12 protein-coding genes are annotated in these 18,214 nt (G+C 61.3%); 7 read left to right on the top strand and 5 right to left on the bottom strand.

The genetic code is table 11. The annotated features are described in order from the left end of the window. Positions 1–199: 199 nt before the first annotated feature. The gene (gene mgtA, locus DWY03_RS03740; protein ID WP_117839939.1) at positions 200–2,968 is read left to right on the top strand and encodes a magnesium-translocating P-type ATPase; all 2,769 of its coding nucleotides are present in this window, start codon (positions 200–202) and stop codon (positions 2,966–2,968) included. Positions 2,969–3,157: 189 nt separating this feature from the next. On the opposite strand, the gene DWY03_RS03735 is transcribed toward mgtA, so the two are convergent. Together DWY03_RS03735 and DWY03_RS03730 are read right to left on the bottom strand one after the other, a co-directional pair. Continuing rightward, positions 3,158–4,471: a DUF4038 domain-containing protein gene (locus DWY03_RS03735; protein ID WP_117839938.1), complete on the bottom strand. Its 1,314-nt coding sequence runs from the start codon at positions 4,469–4,471 to the stop codon at positions 3,158–3,160. A gap of 208 nt (positions 4,472–4,679) precedes the next feature. Then, positions 4,680–6,107: a PTS transporter subunit EIIC gene (locus DWY03_RS03730; protein ID WP_117839937.1), complete on the bottom strand. Its 1,428-nt coding sequence runs from the start codon at positions 6,105–6,107 to the stop codon at positions 4,680–4,682. Positions 6,108–6,597: 490 nt separating this feature from the next. On the opposite strand from DWY03_RS03730, the gene DWY03_RS03725 reads away from it, so the two are divergent. From DWY03_RS03725 to DWY03_RS03700, 6 genes are all read left to right on the top strand, one after another. Then, on the top strand, positions 6,598–7,935 hold the full coding sequence (locus DWY03_RS03725) for a prolyl oligopeptidase family serine peptidase (RefSeq protein ID WP_117839936.1): 1,338 nt from the start codon (positions 6,598–6,600) through the stop codon (positions 7,933–7,935). Between the two features lie 262 nt (positions 7,936–8,197). Continuing rightward, positions 8,198–9,709: a nucleoside hydrolase-like domain-containing protein gene (locus DWY03_RS03720; protein WP_117839935.1), complete on the top strand. Its 1,512-nt coding sequence runs from the start codon at positions 8,198–8,200 to the stop codon at positions 9,707–9,709. A 180-nt stretch (positions 9,710–9,889) separates the two neighbouring features. Continuing rightward, complete coding sequence (locus DWY03_RS03715; protein WP_117839934.1) at positions 9,890–10,627, top strand: DUF4428 domain-containing protein; 738 nt, start codon at positions 9,890–9,892, stop codon at positions 10,625–10,627. A 24-nt stretch (positions 10,628–10,651) separates the two neighbouring features. Next, on the top strand, positions 10,652–11,974 hold the full coding sequence (locus DWY03_RS03710; protein WP_117839933.1) for a hypothetical protein: 1,323 nt from the start codon (positions 10,652–10,654) through the stop codon (positions 11,972–11,974). 48 nt (positions 11,975–12,022) lie between these two features. After that, complete coding sequence (locus DWY03_RS03705; RefSeq protein WP_117839932.1) at positions 12,023–13,264, top strand: SPFH domain-containing protein; 1,242 nt, start codon at positions 12,023–12,025, stop codon at positions 13,262–13,264. A gap of 80 nt (positions 13,265–13,344) precedes the next feature. Continuing rightward, entirely contained in the window at positions 13,345–14,187 is an 843-nt protein-coding gene (locus DWY03_RS03700; RefSeq protein ID WP_117770244.1) for a hypothetical protein, read from the top strand. A 109-nt stretch (positions 14,188–14,296) separates the two neighbouring features. Here the strand turns inward: DWY03_RS03700 and DWY03_RS03695 are convergent, their stop codons facing one another. Genes DWY03_RS03695 through DWY03_RS03685 form a run of 3 tightly spaced genes read right to left on the bottom strand, consistent with a single transcriptional unit; the run spans position 14,297 to position 18,209 of the window. Continuing rightward, a complete protein-coding gene (locus tag DWY03_RS03695; RefSeq protein WP_117758600.1) occupies positions 14,297–14,917 on the bottom strand; it encodes a response regulator transcription factor in 621 nt (206 codons plus the stop codon). After that, entirely contained in the window at positions 14,914–16,407 is a 1,494-nt protein-coding gene (locus DWY03_RS03690) for a sensor histidine kinase (RefSeq protein ID WP_147334499.1), read from the bottom strand. Before DWY03_RS03690 ends, DWY03_RS03695 begins: the two co-directional genes overlap by 4 nt. Positions 16,408–16,409: 2 nt before the next feature. Then, entirely contained in the window at positions 16,410–18,209 is a 1,800-nt protein-coding gene (locus DWY03_RS03685; protein ID WP_158558611.1) for a histidine kinase N-terminal 7TM domain-containing protein, read from the bottom strand. Positions 18,210–18,214: the final 5 nt, after the last annotated feature.

The following is an 18,214-nucleotide window of genomic DNA, read 5'->3' as shown; positions in this document are numbered from 1 at the left end:
CATAGTCGAAAAACCTGCATGTCGCCCTCGGCACGCCGCGAGGATTCCGCGCACGCATAAGCGCCACTAACCGATCGTCAAAACCACCACAAAGGTGCCTGTCCCTTTGTGGTGGTTTGAAAGCATGACGTGAGCGACATCTAGGTTTTTTGAAGCAAATACGACACGTACGCTAACTCCCTTCAACAAGGAGGACCCTATGCTGATGCTCAAAACCGCCACGGTACTCGAAGCCATCTCCAAGCGCCGCCGCACGGCGCGCCCCGCCGCTCGCGCCGGCATGTCCAAGAACATCATATTCGCCGCCACCCATAGCGCCGAGGACGCCCTCGTGCTGCTCGACGCCACGGCCGACGGACTCACTGCCGAGCATGCCGCCGAGCGCCTGAACGCCGTCGGCCCCAACACCATCGAGGCGCCGACCAAGACGCTTGTGCGCCGCATCGCCGACGCATTCGTTGACCCCTTCGCCGGCATCCTCGCCGCGCTCGCGCTGGTCTCGCTCTACATCGACGTGCTCGCCGTGCCCGAGCCGCAGCGCGACCCCTCCACGGTCATCGTCATCGGCATCATGTTGCTGGTATCGGGCGGCATGAAGTTTATCCAGGAAGCCCGCAGCGGCAATGCGGCCGAGGCCCTCAAGGACCTGGTCTCTAACACCTGCTGCGCCCTGCGCGACGACGAGCGCCTCGAAATCCCCTTCGACGAGCTCGTCCCCGGCGATGTGATCCGTCTCTCTGCCGGCGATATGGTGCCGGCCGATGCCCGCATCATCACCGCGCGCGACCTGTTTGTGATCGAGTCCGCGCTCACGGGCGAGAGCGAGGCCGTCGAGAAGACCTCTGCCGCAGCTGTCATTGAGGGCGCCGACAGCTCCGCGTTGCCGCTGTCTGCCTGCAAGAACATCGTCTTTACCGGCACCTCCGTGCAAAACGGCACCGCCATGGCACTCGTCGTTGCCACCGGCTCGGACACATACCTGGGCGGCATCGCCAAGATGCTCAACGGGCGCGGCGAGAAGAGCGCGTTTGACCGCGGCGTCTCGAGCGTCTCCATGCTGCTCGTGCGCCTCATGCTCGTTATGGCGCCGGCGGTCTTTGCCATCAACGCCGCCACCAAGGGCAACGTCATCGATGCGCTGTTGTTCGCCACGAGCGTGGCCGTGGGCATCACGCCGCAGATGCTTCCCGTCATCGTGACCACGAGCCTGTCGCAGGGCGCCAAGGACCTCGCCCGTCGCCAGGTTATCGTCAAGGAACTGCCGGCGATCCAAAACCTCGGCGCGATGGACGTCCTGTGCTGCGACAAGACCGGCACCCTCACCGAGGACCGCATCGTGCTCGAGCGCTACCTCAACACCGACGGCAACGAGGATGCACGCGTGCTGCGCCATGCGTTTTTGAACAGCTTCTTCCAGACCGGCCTCAAAAACCTTATCGACCTGGCCGTCATCGACCGTGCCGATGTGACGCCCTCGACCGTCGTGCCCGATTCCATGCTGGGCCAGAGCCTGCGCGACCGCTATACCAAGGTCGACGAGGTGCCCTTCGATTTCTCGCGCCGTCGCCTGAGCGTAGTTGTCGCCGACGCCCAAGGCAAAACCCAGATGGTTACCAAGGGCGCTGCCGAGGAAATGCTCGAGATCTGCTCCTTTGTCGAGGTCGATGGCATCGCTCAGCCGCTCACCGACGAGAGGCTCGCCCAGATTCGAAAGCAGGTCGCCGGACTTAACGCCGAGGGCCTGCGCGTGATTGCCGTGGCGCAGAAGACCAATCCGCGCTGCGTGGGCGAGTTTGGCATCGCCGACGAGTGCGACATGGTGCTGATGGGCTTTTTGGCCTTCCTCGATCCGCCCAAGGCGAGTGCCGCGGGCGCCGTCGCCACCCTCGAGGCCAAGGGCGTGGCGGTCAAGGTCCTGACCGGCGACAACGATCGCGTCGCCGCCACCGTCTGCGAGCAGATCGGTATCGACGCGAGCAATGTCTTGCTGGGCTCCGAGATCGATGCGCTCGATGACGCCGAGCTTGCCGAGCGCGCCGAGCACACCCACCTCTTCGCCAAGCTCTCGCCGCTGCAGAAGGCGCGTCTGGTGCGCGTCATGCGCGAGCTGCTCGGCCACACCGTGGGCTTTATGGGCGACGGCATCAACGACGCCGTCGCCATGCGCGCGAGCGACTGCGGCATCTCGGTCGATTCGGCCGTCGACATCGCCAAGGAATCCGCCGATATCATCTTGCTTCAGAAGGACCTGGGTGTGCTCGAGCGCGGCATCATCGAAGGCCGCCGCACCTACGGCAACCTGCTCAAGTACCTCAAGACCACGGTGAGCTCCAACTTTGGCAACGTACTGTCCGTGACCGTCGCGAGCCTGTTCCTGCCGTTTTTGCCCATGAGCGCCCTGCAGCTGGTGTTGCTGTCGCTGGTCTACGAGATCGTGTGTATCGCGCTGCCGTGGGACACCGTCGATGACGCCTGGACCGCCCGTCCGCGCGCCTGGGACGCCGCGTCCATTAAGGGCTTTATGCTCGAGTTGGGTCCCGTGAGCTCGCTGTTTGACATCGTAACCTTCGCCGCGCTCTTCTTTGTGGTGTGCCCTGCCACCGTAGGCGCAAGCTGGTCCGAGCTCGCCGGGACGGGCAACGCCGCAGGCATGGCGGCCTTTGTGGCGCTCTTCCAGAGCGGCTGGTTTGTCGAGTCCATGTGGTCGCAGACGCTCGTGATCCACATGCTGCGCTCCCCGCGCCTGCCGAGCCCGCGCGACCACGCCGCGCCCGCGCTGTGCGTTCTCACCGTACTGGGCCTGGCGCTCGTCACCTGGCTGCCGGCAAGCCCCATCGCCGATGCGCTCGGCCTCTTGCCGCTGCCGGCGAGCTTCTTCGCGCTGCTCATCGGCATCGTCACCGCCTACATCGCGCTCACTCAGCTGGCAAAGCGCCGCTACATTGCCCGCCACGGCGAGCTGCTGTGACGCCCGAATCGTGGCGCGCGACCCATCAGGCGGTCAAAAAGTCCCGTCTCAAGTTAAACCACTCATTTAAGTACGTCCCCAATGAGTGCGGCGGAATGGCTCCCCTTGACAGCTTAAAGCCGTCATGCAGGAACCATTCCGTCGCAGCCTTATGAAAGGGACTGGGTTGTAAATGTTGGAGAAGAGCCGTTAGCGCTCGGGTGTCAGGATCACCAGAGCGTCGTGCTCAAAGGGATGCTGCGCCACGCGCACGGTGCCGTCACCGTTGTCACGGACGGGCAGTTTTGCGATGCGCTTGTCCTCCATGTCGAGGACCGTCGCCGTCCAGCCACGCGCGCCGTCGAGCTTAAACTTGAGCGCCGTGGTGCGCGGCAGGTACGTGACGACGCGATCGCCAACGCGCGCCACACGGATGGCCTCGCGCGCGTCATCGAGCAGCTCCTGCGCCGGAACCACGGCAAGCGCATCGTCACCGGCAGTAGCGCCTAGGCTGGCAAGCACATGCTCGATCGCGCCAAAGTCCCACACACCCGCAAACTGCAGGCACTCTTGCCAGCGGAAGGGCATGTCAAAGCCCTCGCCCAGGACCGAACCCTGGCTGCGCGATGTCTGCCAGTTCCAAACGCCGTGCGCGCCATAGGTCACGCCGGCACTGGCGCCGGCAAGAATCGACGACCATACGCTCGCGCGGCAATCCTGCGCGGTAAAACGCCAGTAGACGTTGCGCGACGCACCCATCTGCTCGTAGCAAGGCTCGGAGTTGACCATCGGCTTTTTGGGATAGTTGGCGATAAAGTCCTGCGGCAGACGCCATGCCTCGGGCTGGCCCTCGTAGTTGTGGCCGGGCTGGAACATGTAAAAGTCCAGACGGCCCAGATACTGCGCCGGAATGGTACGATTGCCGCGGTTGATATGCATGGTGCGCAGTGCCTCGGGCGCGCGCTTGACGACCTCGTCGAGCGCGTCCTCGTAATAGACGATCGCCTCGTCACCGGCAAAGTCGGTATCGCCCGTCACTACGTAGACGGGGTCGAACTCGCCCAGGTTCTCGACGACGCGGGCAACGTGGGCACGGACCTCCTCACGCGGCATAACCTCGGCGCCGCAACGCTCGGCGATCTTGGCACCCCAGGTACCGGGCACGTAGTTGCACCACATAAGCACGAGCGCCGGGCGAATGCCGTGCTCCACGGCCGCCTGGCACATGCGGCGGGCGCGGTCCCAGTATTCCTGGTTGGGCGCGCTCCAGTCAAAGTGCACGCCGTCCTCGCTCGCGTAGGGCCAGATGCCCAGGTCGGGCAGGCAGCGGTCCCACTGCGGCAGGGTATTGACCTGCAGCACGTTCATGCCCTGCTCGGCGCGGCGGGTCAGATAGTAGTCCCAGTCCGCCTCGGTGATACTCGTGAATGCGCTCCAGCACGTGTCGGCAAACCAAAAGAACGGCTTGCCGTCGCAGAGAAACCCGTCCTCACGACCGTTGACGGTCAGCTTTCCCAAACTCATCTGCGTGTCCTTTCGTTTGATAAAGGATTTGCGAACCGCCGGGGGCTTTCGCGATAACCCCGCGCGAAAGCCTCCGCCGCTTGGCAAACCCTCGCGGGCGAAGCTCACCCGCCCCATCAGTCTACCTTGCAAGAAGGGCCCCGCCGGGCTTACGCCTGACGGGGCCCTGTCGTGTAGGTGAGGTCATATGTGACCGAATGGCTTGGCCTTAGGCCTCCATCTCGGCGAGCTCCTCCTTGGAGAAGCCGGAGACAAAGACGACGGCAGCGGCGATGACAAAGGAGATTGCCATACCAACGATAGCCCAGACGGTGTTCATCTGGCCACCCTGCAGGTAGTTGGTGAAGACCAGGAAGTTGGAAGCACCGCCTGCGAGGTAGTAGGTGACGCCCATGAGGCCGGAGAACACAGCGCCGATGGCACCGCCGATGAACATGCCGAACATGGTACGACGGAAGCGCATGAGGATACCGAAGAGCGCGGGCTCGGTGACGCCGCCGGCGATAGCGGAGATGACGTAGCCGATGGCAAGGGACTTCTCGTCGGGGTTCTTCATCTTGAGGAAGGCACCGAAGGCGCAGCCCCAGACAGCGGCCATAGCGCAGTTGGTGGAAACGAAGACGAAGGGATCGTAGCCGGCAGCGATGATCTGAACCTGAGCGAGCAGGATGACGGGCATGTGCATGCCGCAGACCACGAAGAGCTGCCAGAAGGCGCCGAGGACGGCCATGACGATCAGGATACCGATGCCGCCAAGGTCAGCAAGGCCGAAGAGCGCGTTAGCGATCAGCGTACCGATCTCGTTGCCGATGGGGGCGAGGACGATGAAGGCGATGGGGATGGTAACGATCATGGTGCAGAACGGCGTGAAGACCGTGGAGAGCACGTCGGGCATGACCTTCTTAAAGAACTTCTCGACGAAGTAGAGGACAGGCACCGAAAGGATAATCGGCAGGACGGACTGCTGATAGTTGGCAGCGGCGATCTGGATGCCGTAGACGGAGATGATGCCGCCACCCTCCTGAGTCGCGACACTCACGACGGACGGGGCCATGAGAGCGCCGCCGAGGAGCATGCCCAGAACCGGAGAGGCGCCGAGCTTCTTAGCGGCGGCATAGCCCAGGTAGATGGGGATAAAGGTAAACGTTGCCTCGTACAGCGTGGTGTAGAGGAACGTATAGGTCGGGTCGTCGGCCGAGAGCACACCGAGCATGGTGGGGCCGAGGACGGCCGCGATGGTGCGGAACAGACCGCCAGCCATGAGCAGCGGGATGAGCTGGGTCATGGAGCCGGACAGATAGTCGAGGATGATGTTAGGCAGGTTCTTGAGCTCGAACTTCTCCTTGGGAGCATCGAGGTTCTCGTCAACGGCCTCACCCTGCTTGACGCCGGAAATGGCGACGAACTCGGCGAGTACCTTGGGCACGTTCTGGCCGATGATGACCTGGAGCTGGCTGCCGGCGAACTGGCAACCCAGAACACCCTTCACCTTCTTGATCTTCTCCACGTCGGCCTTGCTGTTATCCTTGAGCGTCAGACGCAGGCGCGTCATGCAGTTGGTGGCGACGGTAACGTTCTCCGCGCCGCCCACGAGCTCGAGGACATCGGTGGCAATCTGTTTGTTATCTACTGCCATGGGACCCCTCCCCATATCTTCGTGTGCCTACCCGCTTGGGCGTAGGCACGCCTTTGGCCCGGCGACTATAACCCCTTACGGTTACCGAACCCTTGGATACGCTTTTGTAAACAAGGTGTTTACTGAACGTTTACGGGCTTTAGTTTACACGGAGCGCCGAATTTATGGCAATTTTGCCGTCTACAGTCCGGTGAACGGTAGGAAATCGGGGGTGAGCGTATTTGAATGGCGGGAGATGGTCTCTTTGACCCTCTATTGATATATAGCCATTTACGTGGGATTTTATTTTGATGAACACCTCACTGATCTGTTAACTCATCAACAGAATCCCTGCTAGAAGCTAGTAAACATACGTTTAGTAGTTCACAACGTGTTCAATTTTGCCGTTTACCGAGTTCATCTGGTTATTCTTCAATTCTAGATTACACTAAACATGTTTAGTTTGTATTGCCGCAGATGCCAGGCATTCGCGGCGCAAGGGAGGCAGCTCATGGAACTCAAATTGTGTACCTACGCAACCGTCACCACCTTGGGCGACTTTGGCCCCTGGATCAGCAAGGTCGTACTCGACCTGCCCTGCACCGTGCGCGCCAACGACATCGACACGAACACCTTCCATATATATGTAGAGCGTCACGAGCGCTCGGGCGAGGTTCTGATGCGCAAGGAGCGCGGCGCCGACCATGCCGCGCCCTCCGTGGGTTACATCGACATTCTCGCCGCATATCCGTGCGACGAGAACGGACGTAAGCTCGCCGTGGGCACCCATGTGGCACTCGAGGTCGCCGAGCAGCGCCTGACCAAGACCATCGAAGGCGGCGTCATGGGCTCGCGCATGCTCGATGACCAGCTGCGCATCACGCAGCTCACAGCTCTTCCCGGCAACGACGGCGACGATCCCACCTGCGGCCTGGTCTTCGACACCTGCCGTGGCGATATCTGCCCCGCGCTCAAAGGCTGGAGCAACGCCACGCAAAAGACCGCCGTCGACGGTATCGCGCTCGAATACGGCTTCTTTGAGCCCAGCTTTAAGGCCGAGGACTCGGCATGCTTCAACCCCTTTGCGCCCGAGGCCACGGCCATGCCCCAAAAGGCACCGCTCGTGGTGTATCTGCACGGCGCCGGCGAGGGCAAGGGCGCCACGCAGGGCGAAGGCGCCACGCGCGCCTATATCGGCAACCGCGTGACGGCCATCAGCCAGGCGCAGATCCAGCGCTACTTTGGCGGCTTTGCCTGGGTGCTCGTGCCGCAGTCGCCCACGTTTTGGATGGACAACGGCGTCGAGCAGCTTGGTCACTCCAACCAGAGCATCTACTCCCCCGTGCTCAAGGCACTTATCGATGAGTTTGTCGCCGAGCATGCCGACCGCATCGACACCGACCGCATCGTGGTCGCCGGTCTTTCCAACGGCGGCTTTATGACCCTGCGCCTGTGCGCCGACTACCCCGATTTCTTCGCCGCGGGCCTTCCCTGCTGCGCCCCGTGGTACAACGCCACGGACGAGGACGTAGCCGCGCTCGCCAAGACGCCGCTGTGGTTTACGCACTCCAAGGGCGACGAGCTCGTGCACCCGCAACAGACCGTGCTGCCGCTGTTCGCGCGCCTGCGCGATGCCGGCGCCAACGTGCATCTCACCTACTTTAGCCATGTCGAGGACCTGACCGGCGTGTATCGCGAGGCCGACGGCTCGGCCAAGAAGACGTTCAACCACGGCGTGTGGATCCACCAATTCAACGACCTGTGTTATCAAGACTTCGACGGGGGCAACGTACTCATCGACGGCGAGCCGGTGGGCTGCTGGGAGTGGTCGGCCAGGGTCGACCGCTAAGCCCTCCCATCGCGGGGACCGGGGTTTAGTCTTGCAAACGTCCTCGGGCATGCATGGGCTGGCGCTTTGCGCTTCGCGCTGCGCCTGCCCATGCCCCCTGCGGAATGTTTGCAAGACTAAACCCCGGTCTCCGCTGCGTTGACGTTGCTGTGACCCTGGCCGGCCGCTTCTAGCGGGCCGCCGGGTCGGTGGCGATGGGGGTATGGGTCCCGTCTTGCCTTGCGCGTAACTGGCTGAATTGATTTTGATTGGAGCTGTTCCTATGTCCCAGAAGTTGACTCGGGTGATTGTTACCACTGATATGGAAGTCGATGATATGAACTCGCTTGTTCATTTGGCTCTGTATCTCAACTTGCTTGATGTTCAGGCTGTGGTGTATACGGCTTCGCAGTATCACTTTCTTGGGGATGGGGTTCATACGCTCGGCGAGGTGAATTCGCATTGGCGGACCAAAGGGCGGCGCTCTTATGAGTGGGCTGTTGTGCCTCATGAGCCCGATCCGCTAGCCGGCGAGCTTCGTGAGTATCGGCCGTTTCCCGAGCATTGGATTGAGAGTCTCTGGAGTAATGAATATGCCCAGGCTTGGCCGCAGTTGCAAGCAAATGCGGCCGCTGCCGGTGAGCCGCCGTTTCCCACGCCCGCCCAGATGATCGAGCGCACCTTTGTGGGAAATGTTGCCTTTGAAGGTGATGTGACTGAGGAAACTGAGGGGTCTCGCGTAATTGCGCAGGCGATTCTGGATGATGATCCGCGTACGTTATGGTTGCTCAGCTGGGGTGGTATGAATACGATCGTTCGCGCCCTCATGAGTATTGCCGAGCGCTATCGCGCCACGCCCGAGTGGCCCGCCGTGCAGCAGCAGGTCTATCAGAAGGTGCGCGTGATGGGCGTTGCCGATGGCGTGGGACAGGACAACTCGTGGCTCGACCATGGGCGCGAGCTCTTTCCCGAGCTCATCTTTTGGCGTACGCCCTATATGTATGGCAACTATTTCGACGCCAAAACAGCTCAGCCCGATACGCTGCCGCTGTTTAAGGCTCCCTGGCCCGAGCAGAATCTCACGCAGGGCAACGGCCCCCTCATGGCACGCTATATGCTCTATGGCGATGGTAAGGTCTACGAAAACGAACCCGAGCGCTTTCAGTTTGGCAAGCATGCCCGCCTGGATTGGGGCCTGGAAGGCATGCCCGCGGTGCAGTTTGAGCGCGGCGACTTTATGGCCGAAGGCGACAGCATGACCTATATTCCACTGCTGCCGTTTGGCCTGCGCGGCATCGACGACCGCGACTTCGATACGCTGCTGGGCCGCATGTTTCTTGATGGACACCCCGATGCGAGTGCGCCCGCCGGTTTTGCCTCCATCGGCACGCCCGCAGACGACAATCTCAATCCCTATCTGCGTGCCTATCAGGAAAACTTTGCCGCCCGCGCGCAATGGTGCGCCCATGATCCGGCCATCTGCTCGCATCCGGCACATGTTGTCGAGGTCACGGCCGACCGTAGCGCCGCAGCCGGCGAGCGCGTCGCCCTTGCGGCAACCATCGTCGACCCCGACGACAAGGGCTTCGATGCACATTGGGATGTGGCCGTAGACCCATCGAGCTATGCAGGCGTCCAGGATCTGTCGATGTGGCAAGAATGCACGGTGGACACCGCTTTCATCGTGCCCGCCGACGCGCAGCCCGGTGACCGCTTCGTACTCACGCTTACCGTGCAGACGCGCGCCGAGCGCCCCTGCACCCGCTACGCCCAGATCGCCGTGACCGTGGCATAGCAAGAACGGCGCCCACATTCGGCAGCCGCCGCATTCGACAAAGAGTGTCCCCAATGAGTAGGAAAAATGAGCCATGTGTCCCAGTTGTGGAGACTCGTTGAGCCGTCTGGGTATCGTGAAAGGCTGCGCACTCCCCCATCATCAAAAGTGACACACGCTACCAGTTGATGGGAGGCAGCCATGGGCTTCTTTGACAAGATGTTCGAGAAGAAAGAGTGCGCGATTTGCGGTACCGAGCTGGGACTTCTAGGTAAGACAAAAATCACTGAAGGCTACCTGTGCAAAGAGTGCGCCGGCAAGCTCTCCCCCTACTTTCACGGCTATCGCTCCAGCACCGCGGACGATATCCGCGAGCAGCTCGCCTACCGCGAGGCCAATGCCGAGCGCCTGGCGTCGTTCAACCCCACGCGCACGCTTTCTGCCGGGCGCACCAACATCATGCTCGACGAGGACGCGGGCCTGCTGATCATTACCTCGCAGAGCCGCTGGCGCGACGCCAATCCCGACATCATCGAGTTCTCGCAGGTACTCGGCTGCGATATGGATATCGACGAGCATCGCACCGAAATCTATCGCGAGACCAAGGACGGCGAGCGCGAGAGCTACAACCCGCCGCGCTACGACCTGGATTACGACTTTAATCTGACCATCCACGTCAACACGCCGTACTTTACCGAGATCAACCTGCGCGTGAACGACTCCACCATCGATCAGCGCGGCTCCATCGAATACCGCGAGGCCAAGCGCCAGGCAACCGAGGTCCGCGACGCGCTGGTGCAGCTGCGCCAGGAGACGCGCGACAGCGTCGCGGCCGCCAAGGCCCCCAAGACCGCGGTGACCTGCCCCTTCTGCGGAGCCACCACCATTCCCGATGCCAGTGGGCGCTGCGAATACTGCGGCGGCGCCATCGGCGCATAGCCTCCGGCACGGAAAGGACCGATCATGGCCTTCGAGAGCGTTAACTATCAGTGCCCTGCCTGCGGTGGTCCCCTGCATTTTGCCAGCGCCGAGCAAAAGCTTGTCTGCGACTACTGTGACTCACGCTTTGAAGTCGAAGAAGTCGAGGCCCTCTATCGCGAGCGCCAGGACAAGGCAGATGCCAAAGCCGATGCCGCAGCCGCAGCTCCCAAACCTGCTGCCGACGATGCCGTGCAGGAGCTCGCCCAAAACGCCGGCTACATCTGCTCGTCGTGCGGCGCCGAGCTCGTGTCCGACGGCACCGTCGCCGTCACCACCTGCCCGTACTGCGGCAACTCCGCCGTGGCGCCCGGCCAGCTCTCTGGCGACTTCTCGCCCGACCTGGTGATTCCGTTTAAGCTCGGGCGCGACGACGTCACGGCCGCACTCAAGGAACACTACAAGGGCAAGATCTTGCTGCCCAAGAGCTTTGTCACCGGCAACCACATCGACGAGGTCCAAGGTGTCTACGTGCCGTTTTGGCTCTACGGCGCCCGCGTGGACGGCGAAGTGTACTTTGACGCGACCAACGAGACCGTGACCGAGGAATCCGACCGCACCGTCACGACCACCGACCACTACGATGCCTATCGCAAGGGCAATATCTCGTTTAAGCGCGTGCCCGTCGACGGATCGTCCAAGATGCCCGACGGCCACATGGACGCCATCGAGCCGTTTGACTACGACGCGCTGCGTCCGTTCTCGGTCGCATATATGCCCGGCTACATCGCCAACCGTTACGACGAGGACTGCGAGACCTGCAAGGCGCGCGCCGAGCGCCGTATGGAAGAAAGCACGATCTCGGCCCTGCGCGAGACTGTCGTCGACGAATACGACGATGCCACGGTCGAAAGCAAGCAGCTCGACTACACCTGGGAAGACAGCGACTACGCCCTGTTCCCCGTCTGGATGCTCTCCACCTCGTGGAACGGCAAGAGCTACCTGTTTGCCATGAACGGCCAGACCGGCCGCTTGGTCGGCGAGCTCCCCTGCTCCAAGCCCAAGCTCGCTATTGCCTCGGTGCTGTTCTTTGTGATCGGATTTATCCTCTCCCAGATTCTCTTTATGGGTGAGAACGCCTTCGATCCGGATTACCTCGCCTTTGATATCGAGGGCATCCTCATCAACATCGTCGCGCCGCTGATCATCGTGATTATCGGAGACGTGCTACTGGTAGGCCAGCTCAAGACGGCCAACGAGGCCACCCACGCCGACGAGTACTGCGGCGAGCTCGACCTGACCGAGAAGCACGACACCTTCAACCACACCGAGACCACCGTTGTCATGAAAGACGACAAGGACGACTAAGCAATCCGACCAATACCACCCGGCCTTTGACGAGAAAGGAAGATCACCATGGGACTCTTGAAAGCTGGATTGGGAGCTGCCGGCGGCGTCATGGCCGACCAGTGGAAGGAATTTATCTACTGCGAATCGATGCCTGCTGACGTCTTGGCCTGCAAGGGCAGCAAACGCACCGGTGGCCGCAGCTCCAACACGCGCGGCGAGGACAACGTCATCTCCAACGGCTCGGTCATCGCCGTCAACGACGGCCAGGGCATGCTCGTGGTGCAAAACGGCAAGATCATCGAAGTCGCGCTGGAGCCCGGTGAGTTCGTCTTCGATACCGGCAGCGAGCCGAGCGTCTTTAGCGGCAACCTGGGCGATTCCATCAAGGAGACCTTCGCCAATATCGGCAGCCGCTTTACCTTTGGCGGCGACGCGGGCAAGGACCAGCGTGTCTACTTCATCAACACCAAGGAGATCATCGGCAACAAGTACGGCACCGCCTCGCCTGTGCCCTTCCGCGTGGTCGATAACAACATTGGCCTGGACGTCGACATCTCCGTGCGTTGCAACGGCGAGTATTCGTACCGCATCACCAACCCGCTGCTGTTCTACACCAACGTATGCGGCAACGTGACCGATAGCTACACGCGCGACAAGATCGACAGCCAGCTTAAGTCCGAGCTTCTCACCGCCCTGCAGCCCGCCTTCGCCAAGATCTCGGAGATGGGCATCCGCTACAGCGCCATCCCCGGCCACACCACCGAGCTCGCTCGTGCGCTCAACGAGGTCCTCTCTGCCGACTGGCGCGACCTGCGTGGTGTCGAGATCGTGAGCTTTGGCGTCAACTCCATCGCAGCCTCGCAAGAAGACGAGCAGATGATCAAGGACCTGCAGAAGGCCGCCGTCATGCGCGATCCCACTATGGCGGCAGCCAACATTGCCAGCGCCCAGAGCGACGCAATGCGCGCGGCAGCCGCCAATCCCAACGGCGCGATGGCAGGCTTTATGGGCATGGGCATGGCAGGTGGCATGGGCGGCATGAACGCCAGCCAGCTGTTCGCCGCCGGCCAGGCACAGCAGCAGGCCGTCCCGCAGCCGGCTCCGGCACCCGCTCCCGCACCGGCTCCTGCCGCTGCTCCCGCGGCCGGCACATGGACCTGCAGCTGCGGCGCCACCAACACCGGCAAGTTCTGCTCCGAGTGTGGCAGTCCCGCACCCGCCCCGGCACCGGCCAAGTGGTTCTGCCCCAACTGCGGCAGCGAAAACGGCGGCAAGTTCTGCAGCAACTGCGGAACGCCCAGGCCCTAGCCCCTCTATCTGGTAATTGGCGGGGGATCCGCCACCCCCGCATTTGCTTCTATGGGTTTCGTTCGATAAAGGAGGACACCATGAAGACAACGTTCAAAAAGTCCGTACTCGCATTTCTGACATGCGTCCTTGCGCTCGCCTTTGCCCTGACGGGCTGCAGCGGCGGCGGCAAAGACCCCAAGGCCAACTTCGTCGGCAGCTGGGAACTCTCGGGTGGAACCATGGAGGGCGAAGAGCTGACCGATGAGTACATGAAGATGCTCGAGGATTGGGGTGTGCACTGCGTCCTGATTCTCGATGAGGACGGTACAGGTGCCCTCGACCTGTTCCTTGAAGTCGTCGACCTTAAATGGGAGGCAAAAGACGCCACCACCGTAACCATCACCGCCGAAGACGAGTCGCATGACATGAAGCTCAAGGACGGCAAGCTCATCCTCGAAGAGGATGACGGCAATCTTGTCTTTACCAAGTCCGACAAGGACCTGTCCGGCACGGTGAAGAAGGATCGCGAGGCGGCCGAGAAGGAAGAAGAGATCGACGAGGCCGTCGAAGACGACGACGTCCAGAAGATTGAAATCTCCCCCGCCGTCACCGTTGCCGATGACGACCTGTGCACCATTACCATCACCGAGAAGTTCAAGGACGAGTGGGGCGACATCGGTTTTGTCGTCAACATCACCAACAAGAGCGACAAGGACCTGACCTTCTACGCCCCCAGCGGCAAGACCAACGTCAACGGCACCATGAAGGAACCCTGGTTCTCGGCTCACCTGATGCCCGGCACCAACGCCACTGAGGAATTCACGTTCTCGAACGGCACGCTCGATAGCCTTGACGACCTGGTCAACACGACCATCGGCATCGACGCCTACCTGACCGATTCCTACGAGGACGTCGCCTCCTACAGCGCAACCATCGCGTAGCGGTAGACCACGACAGCCGCGGATTGGCGGACACATCCGCGCACACCAGACGGGGCCGCAGGAGATGATCCTGCGGCCCCGTCGCTTTTATGCCGATGCGCAACGAGCGCTAGCGCTCTATGTTGGGAACGATGCTGCCCTCGGTCACCGCATGTACGGCCAGACGCATGATGTTGTCGTAGCCGGTCTTGCTCAGGATCTCCGAGATGCGGCGCTTGATGGTGCCCTCGCTCATAAACAGCTCGGCCGCAATCTCGCGGCGGCTTTTACCCTCGCAGGCAAGGCGCAAGATCGACAGCTCGACATCGTCGAGGGCCGCCGTGCCCGAGAAGATGCTCTCGGGCGGCTTGGGAAACGTGCAGTAACCCGCCAGCGTGGAGCGCATCACGGCGAACAGCTCGTCGATACCGACGTTCTTGTACACAAAGCTATCGACGCCCGCCTCGCGGGCCTGATCGACAAAGGTGATCTCGGGCATGCCTGTCATGATAATGATGCGACACTCGGGCAGCTGCTCCTTGATGCGTGCCGCCGCCACGATGCCGTTTGAATCGTGCTCGGTGCACACGTCCATCAGTATCATGTCCGGGCGCTCCTTGAGCGCGACACCCAAGGCCTCGGAGGCATCGGCGATCGCGGCAACGACGGTCATATCGGGCTGGTCGCCAACGGAGCGCGCCAGGCTCTCGCGCAGGATGGCCTGATCTTCGACAATTAACACGCGGATCATGAGTTTCTCCTTTGGGACGTGTCGCTAGCGTTAAGCGGAATGGATACCGTAAGCGTAAAGGGCGGGGTGGCGTGGACCTCTAGGCTGCCACCCAGATCTTGCGCGACATGCCTCATACCTGGGATACCCGTTCCCTCGCGATACGATACGGGGGCCGGGGACCCGTCGTTAGAAATCGTCATGTGCGCGACGGCGTCAGCATCCGTCCTCTCCTGCCACAAGCGCACATGGACCCGATGCGCCTGCGCATGCTTGGTGGCGTTGGTCGAGGCCTCGCGGATAATCTGCAAAAAGGCAGCGGCGACACGTGCGTCCTCAGGCAGCGCACCCTCAACATCGATCTGCACGCTCACCAGGCCAAAAGCATGGACGATATCGCCCAGTTGCTCTGCCGGTTCGGTGTCGCCCCCGCTGCGCAGATCGGCAGCGATTGAGCGCAGCAGCGGGTCGATCTGCTCGAGCGACTCGTCGTCCAAGCGCCCCTCCTCCAAATAGCGATGAAGGATTGATAGGCGCTGGCCGATCACATCGTGAACGCGGGTGCGCATGCGCAGATAGGCCGCATTGTCGGCAACTTTTTTGACTTCTTCGATCTGGGCCTGGAGCTCTTGGCCCGCAAGCTCAAGCAGGTGATTGGCCTGCGCCAGGCGGTCATGCGCATGCGCATACTCTGTCACGTCCAGACCGATTATGCGCTCGAACGAACGGCCCGAGACCATAACGTCATCGCACACAAACAGGCGAATCTCGGCGGGAGAAACCTCGACCACCGCACGCGCCTCACCAAAGCGGTCCAGGTTGATCCGCACGCGGTTCTTACCGCCTTCGGGCATTTGCATGCTGAGCTTGCGCAGGTCGTTCCATGTACCGCTCATATCGCCTAGGTCGGTGGGCATATGAAGCTCCGCCAGGTTTTTGCGCATGCAGCGGTTCATGAGCAGTGGACGGCCCCTCGAGTCCAGATACAGGATGCCCACGGGAATCACGTTGATGGTTTCAATCGTCGAGAACGCGGTGATATCCTCTTGGCGGTTACGGACGTCCATCAAGAGCGCCGCGACGGAACGGAACAGGAAGAACGCTCCCTCTGCGATAAGGACAACGGCCCACACCGAGCCCATGGCAAAAACCACCGGCGGTGTCACGGCGCCAACAAGCAGCAGCTCGGCCAGCATGACAGGGCGACGATAGCGCACCATAAGGACCACGCCATAGGCAAAGATCGCGGCATTGAGCCACAGCACTCCGCCCATTGCCCTGGCGCAAACGTCAAGCGACGCCACCAGATACGAGCCAGACGACGCGAATAAGATGAGCGCCGAAATCATCAGGTGAAGCACCAGGCTCGTCTCGTAGGCGCAAATCACCTTACGGTTATAGGACGAGCGGCGCGATGCGATGAGCGGGACGTGGATCATCTGCAGACACGCAGCCAGGGCAAAGACAACATCGAGCGCAACGATTTGGGGAAGGATGAACGAAATCTGCATCGTCACTCACCCGCCCTCGGCATCAAGACGATCATGCGCAGCTGGCCGGGCTCGCCCTCAAGGCGGTATGCCACGTTGCGCCCTTGCAGAGCGCTTTCGAGCTCTTGCGCAGCGGGCGTCTGCGAAAGATCTTCATCATCGTTGGAAAAAAGCGTGGCGCGCAGCTCGACACTGCACCGGTCATGGTCGCCCAAGTGATACATAAGCGCCGGATGGTCGGTGGTGTAGGCAAAAAACGCAAAGTCATACACGCAGTCGTACAGGGCGCTTACCGTACTGGCGTGCATCGGGCGCCGTATGGCGATAATCGAGGCGCAATCGACATCGATGGTGCGTAGGTCACTTGCAAGCTCGTTGGCGATGAGCTGAATGCGGTCGCGGTCAAAACCGCTCTCCCCGTGCTGTGCCAACGTGAGCGACCCCTTGCGTTTGCAATAGGCGACGAGCATCTTGGCGCGCTGCAGCATGCGGTAACGCTCGTGCGAAGATGCCTCATCGGTCAACGGCGGCAGCGAGCTCAGCAGGTCGTACATCCCTTCGAGCGCACGGGCAAGCGCTTGGTCCACGTCTTGGACCAGTAAGGTCTCGGCCTCTTGGTCTGCCAAATGTGTCTTAAGGTCGTAGTCGGCGGCAAGCAGCTCATTTTGGCGTTGCAGCTCCATGCGACGATGCGCCAGTTCGCGATTGAGTTCGTTGAGCTCCGAGACGTCCTGGGCAAGGAGAGCCGATCCACCCAGCAGCGGAAAGGCGCGATACATTACATCGGGATCGGACGCCACGGCAAAGGCGTGAGCGTGCCCGTGCTCTTGGACCCGCAACTCCTCACGCACGCCTACCGGCATTGGCTTTGACACCGGCGTGACATAGACTTCCTGCAGGTCACGCGTTAGAACTTTGAGGTCAAGCGGCAAGGTGCCGAAAATACCGGCGATATCGTGGTACGACGGGATGACACCGCAATCGAGACAGATTTCCATCGCCACCACGCACAGGACGCAGTAGACAAGTGAAAAATTAAGCCTCCATGCCCAGGGCACACGCAGCGCATATGAAATGGCAAAGAACGCGCCGCCCAATAGGACAAGCGCGGCCGTGCCCGAGAAACGCTGAATACGAAAAGACGAGGACCGTCCTACCAAGATAAAAAAGGCAACGAAGTTAAAGGCTGTCCATACCAGAACGGTACCGTAGCCCCAACCATATGTGTAATCGTTGCTCCAGGTTCCACTCGATCGATCGAAATGGAAGACCTGCTGATGAACATCGTTAGTAAGCACAAAGCCGATAAGCAGGACAGCCATGACCCACAAAACGGTGCGGTACCGACGCCCCATACGATGCTGTTCCAAACCCGCGAGGCGCAGACCGCACAGCTGGTAGACCAGCGGAATGAGCGTCATGGGCACGTAGTACAGGTACCACAGCACGGTGGCATAGAACGGCGTGAACGACTTATATTTGAGGATGACCTCGATCATCCACAGGGCACAAATGGCGGCGATGGCAACAAGGCGGCGGCGCAAGACGTAGTCCAAGCAGCGTAGGTACGCCAACACACCCCAGATTGAAAATGCAATTGCGGCGACAAGCAGCGGGAGAGAGCTCGAGTGGACGAGCGCATCCACGACCTCTTCGGACACCTCGCTATAGGCGGGCACGGTGTTGGAAAGCTTGGGGTCGGAGACGAACAGTGCCGGCAAGACTGCCAAAAGCATAAGGAACAGCGCGGTAATGGCGCCGGCGATAACAAAGACGCGGTGGCGATACACGCCATGCGATATGCCAACAAGGAATCGCGGCATGGCGA

It is taken from the genome of Collinsella sp. AF23-2 (assembly GCF_003459245.1).
Lineage (GTDB): Bacteria > Actinomycetota > Coriobacteriia > Coriobacteriales > Coriobacteriaceae > Collinsella.
Note: the sequence above shows the minus strand (reverse complement) of the source record. Positions and strands in the feature narration are given on the sequence as shown.

Coding starts and splice junctions, on each gene's coding strand:
- DWY03_RS03735 (WP_117839938.1), bottom strand. CDS start 4,471: ATGAGTTTGGGAAAGCTGACCGTCAACGGTCGTGAGGACGGGTTTCTC.
- DWY03_RS03730 (WP_117839937.1), bottom strand. CDS start 6,107: ATGGCAGTAGATAACAAACAGATTGCCACCGATGTCCTCGAGCTCGTG.
- DWY03_RS03690 (WP_147334499.1), bottom strand. CDS start 16,407: ATGCAGATTTCGTTCATCCTTCCCCAAATCGTTGCGCTCGATGTTGTC.
- DWY03_RS03705 (WP_117839932.1), top strand. CDS start 12,023: ATGGGACTCTTGAAAGCTGGATTGGGAGCTGCCGGCGGCGTCATGGCC.
- DWY03_RS03685 (WP_158558611.1), bottom strand. CDS start 18,209: ATGCCGCGATTCCTTGTTGGCATATCGCATGGCGTGTATCGCCACCGC.
- DWY03_RS03715 (WP_117839934.1), top strand. CDS start 9,890: ATGGGCTTCTTTGACAAGATGTTCGAGAAGAAAGAGTGCGCGATTTGC.
- DWY03_RS03725 (WP_117839936.1), top strand. CDS start 6,598: ATGGAACTCAAATTGTGTACCTACGCAACCGTCACCACCTTGGGCGAC.
- mgtA (WP_117839939.1), top strand. CDS start 200: ATGCTGATGCTCAAAACCGCCACGGTACTCGAAGCCATCTCCAAGCGC.
- DWY03_RS03720 (WP_117839935.1), top strand. CDS start 8,198: ATGTCCCAGAAGTTGACTCGGGTGATTGTTACCACTGATATGGAAGTC.
- DWY03_RS03710 (WP_117839933.1), top strand. CDS start 10,652: ATGGCCTTCGAGAGCGTTAACTATCAGTGCCCTGCCTGCGGTGGTCCC.
- DWY03_RS03695 (WP_117758600.1), bottom strand. CDS start 14,917: ATGATCCGCGTGTTAATTGTCGAAGATCAGGCCATCCTGCGCGAGAGC.
- DWY03_RS03700 (WP_117770244.1), top strand. CDS start 13,345: ATGAAGACAACGTTCAAAAAGTCCGTACTCGCATTTCTGACATGCGTC.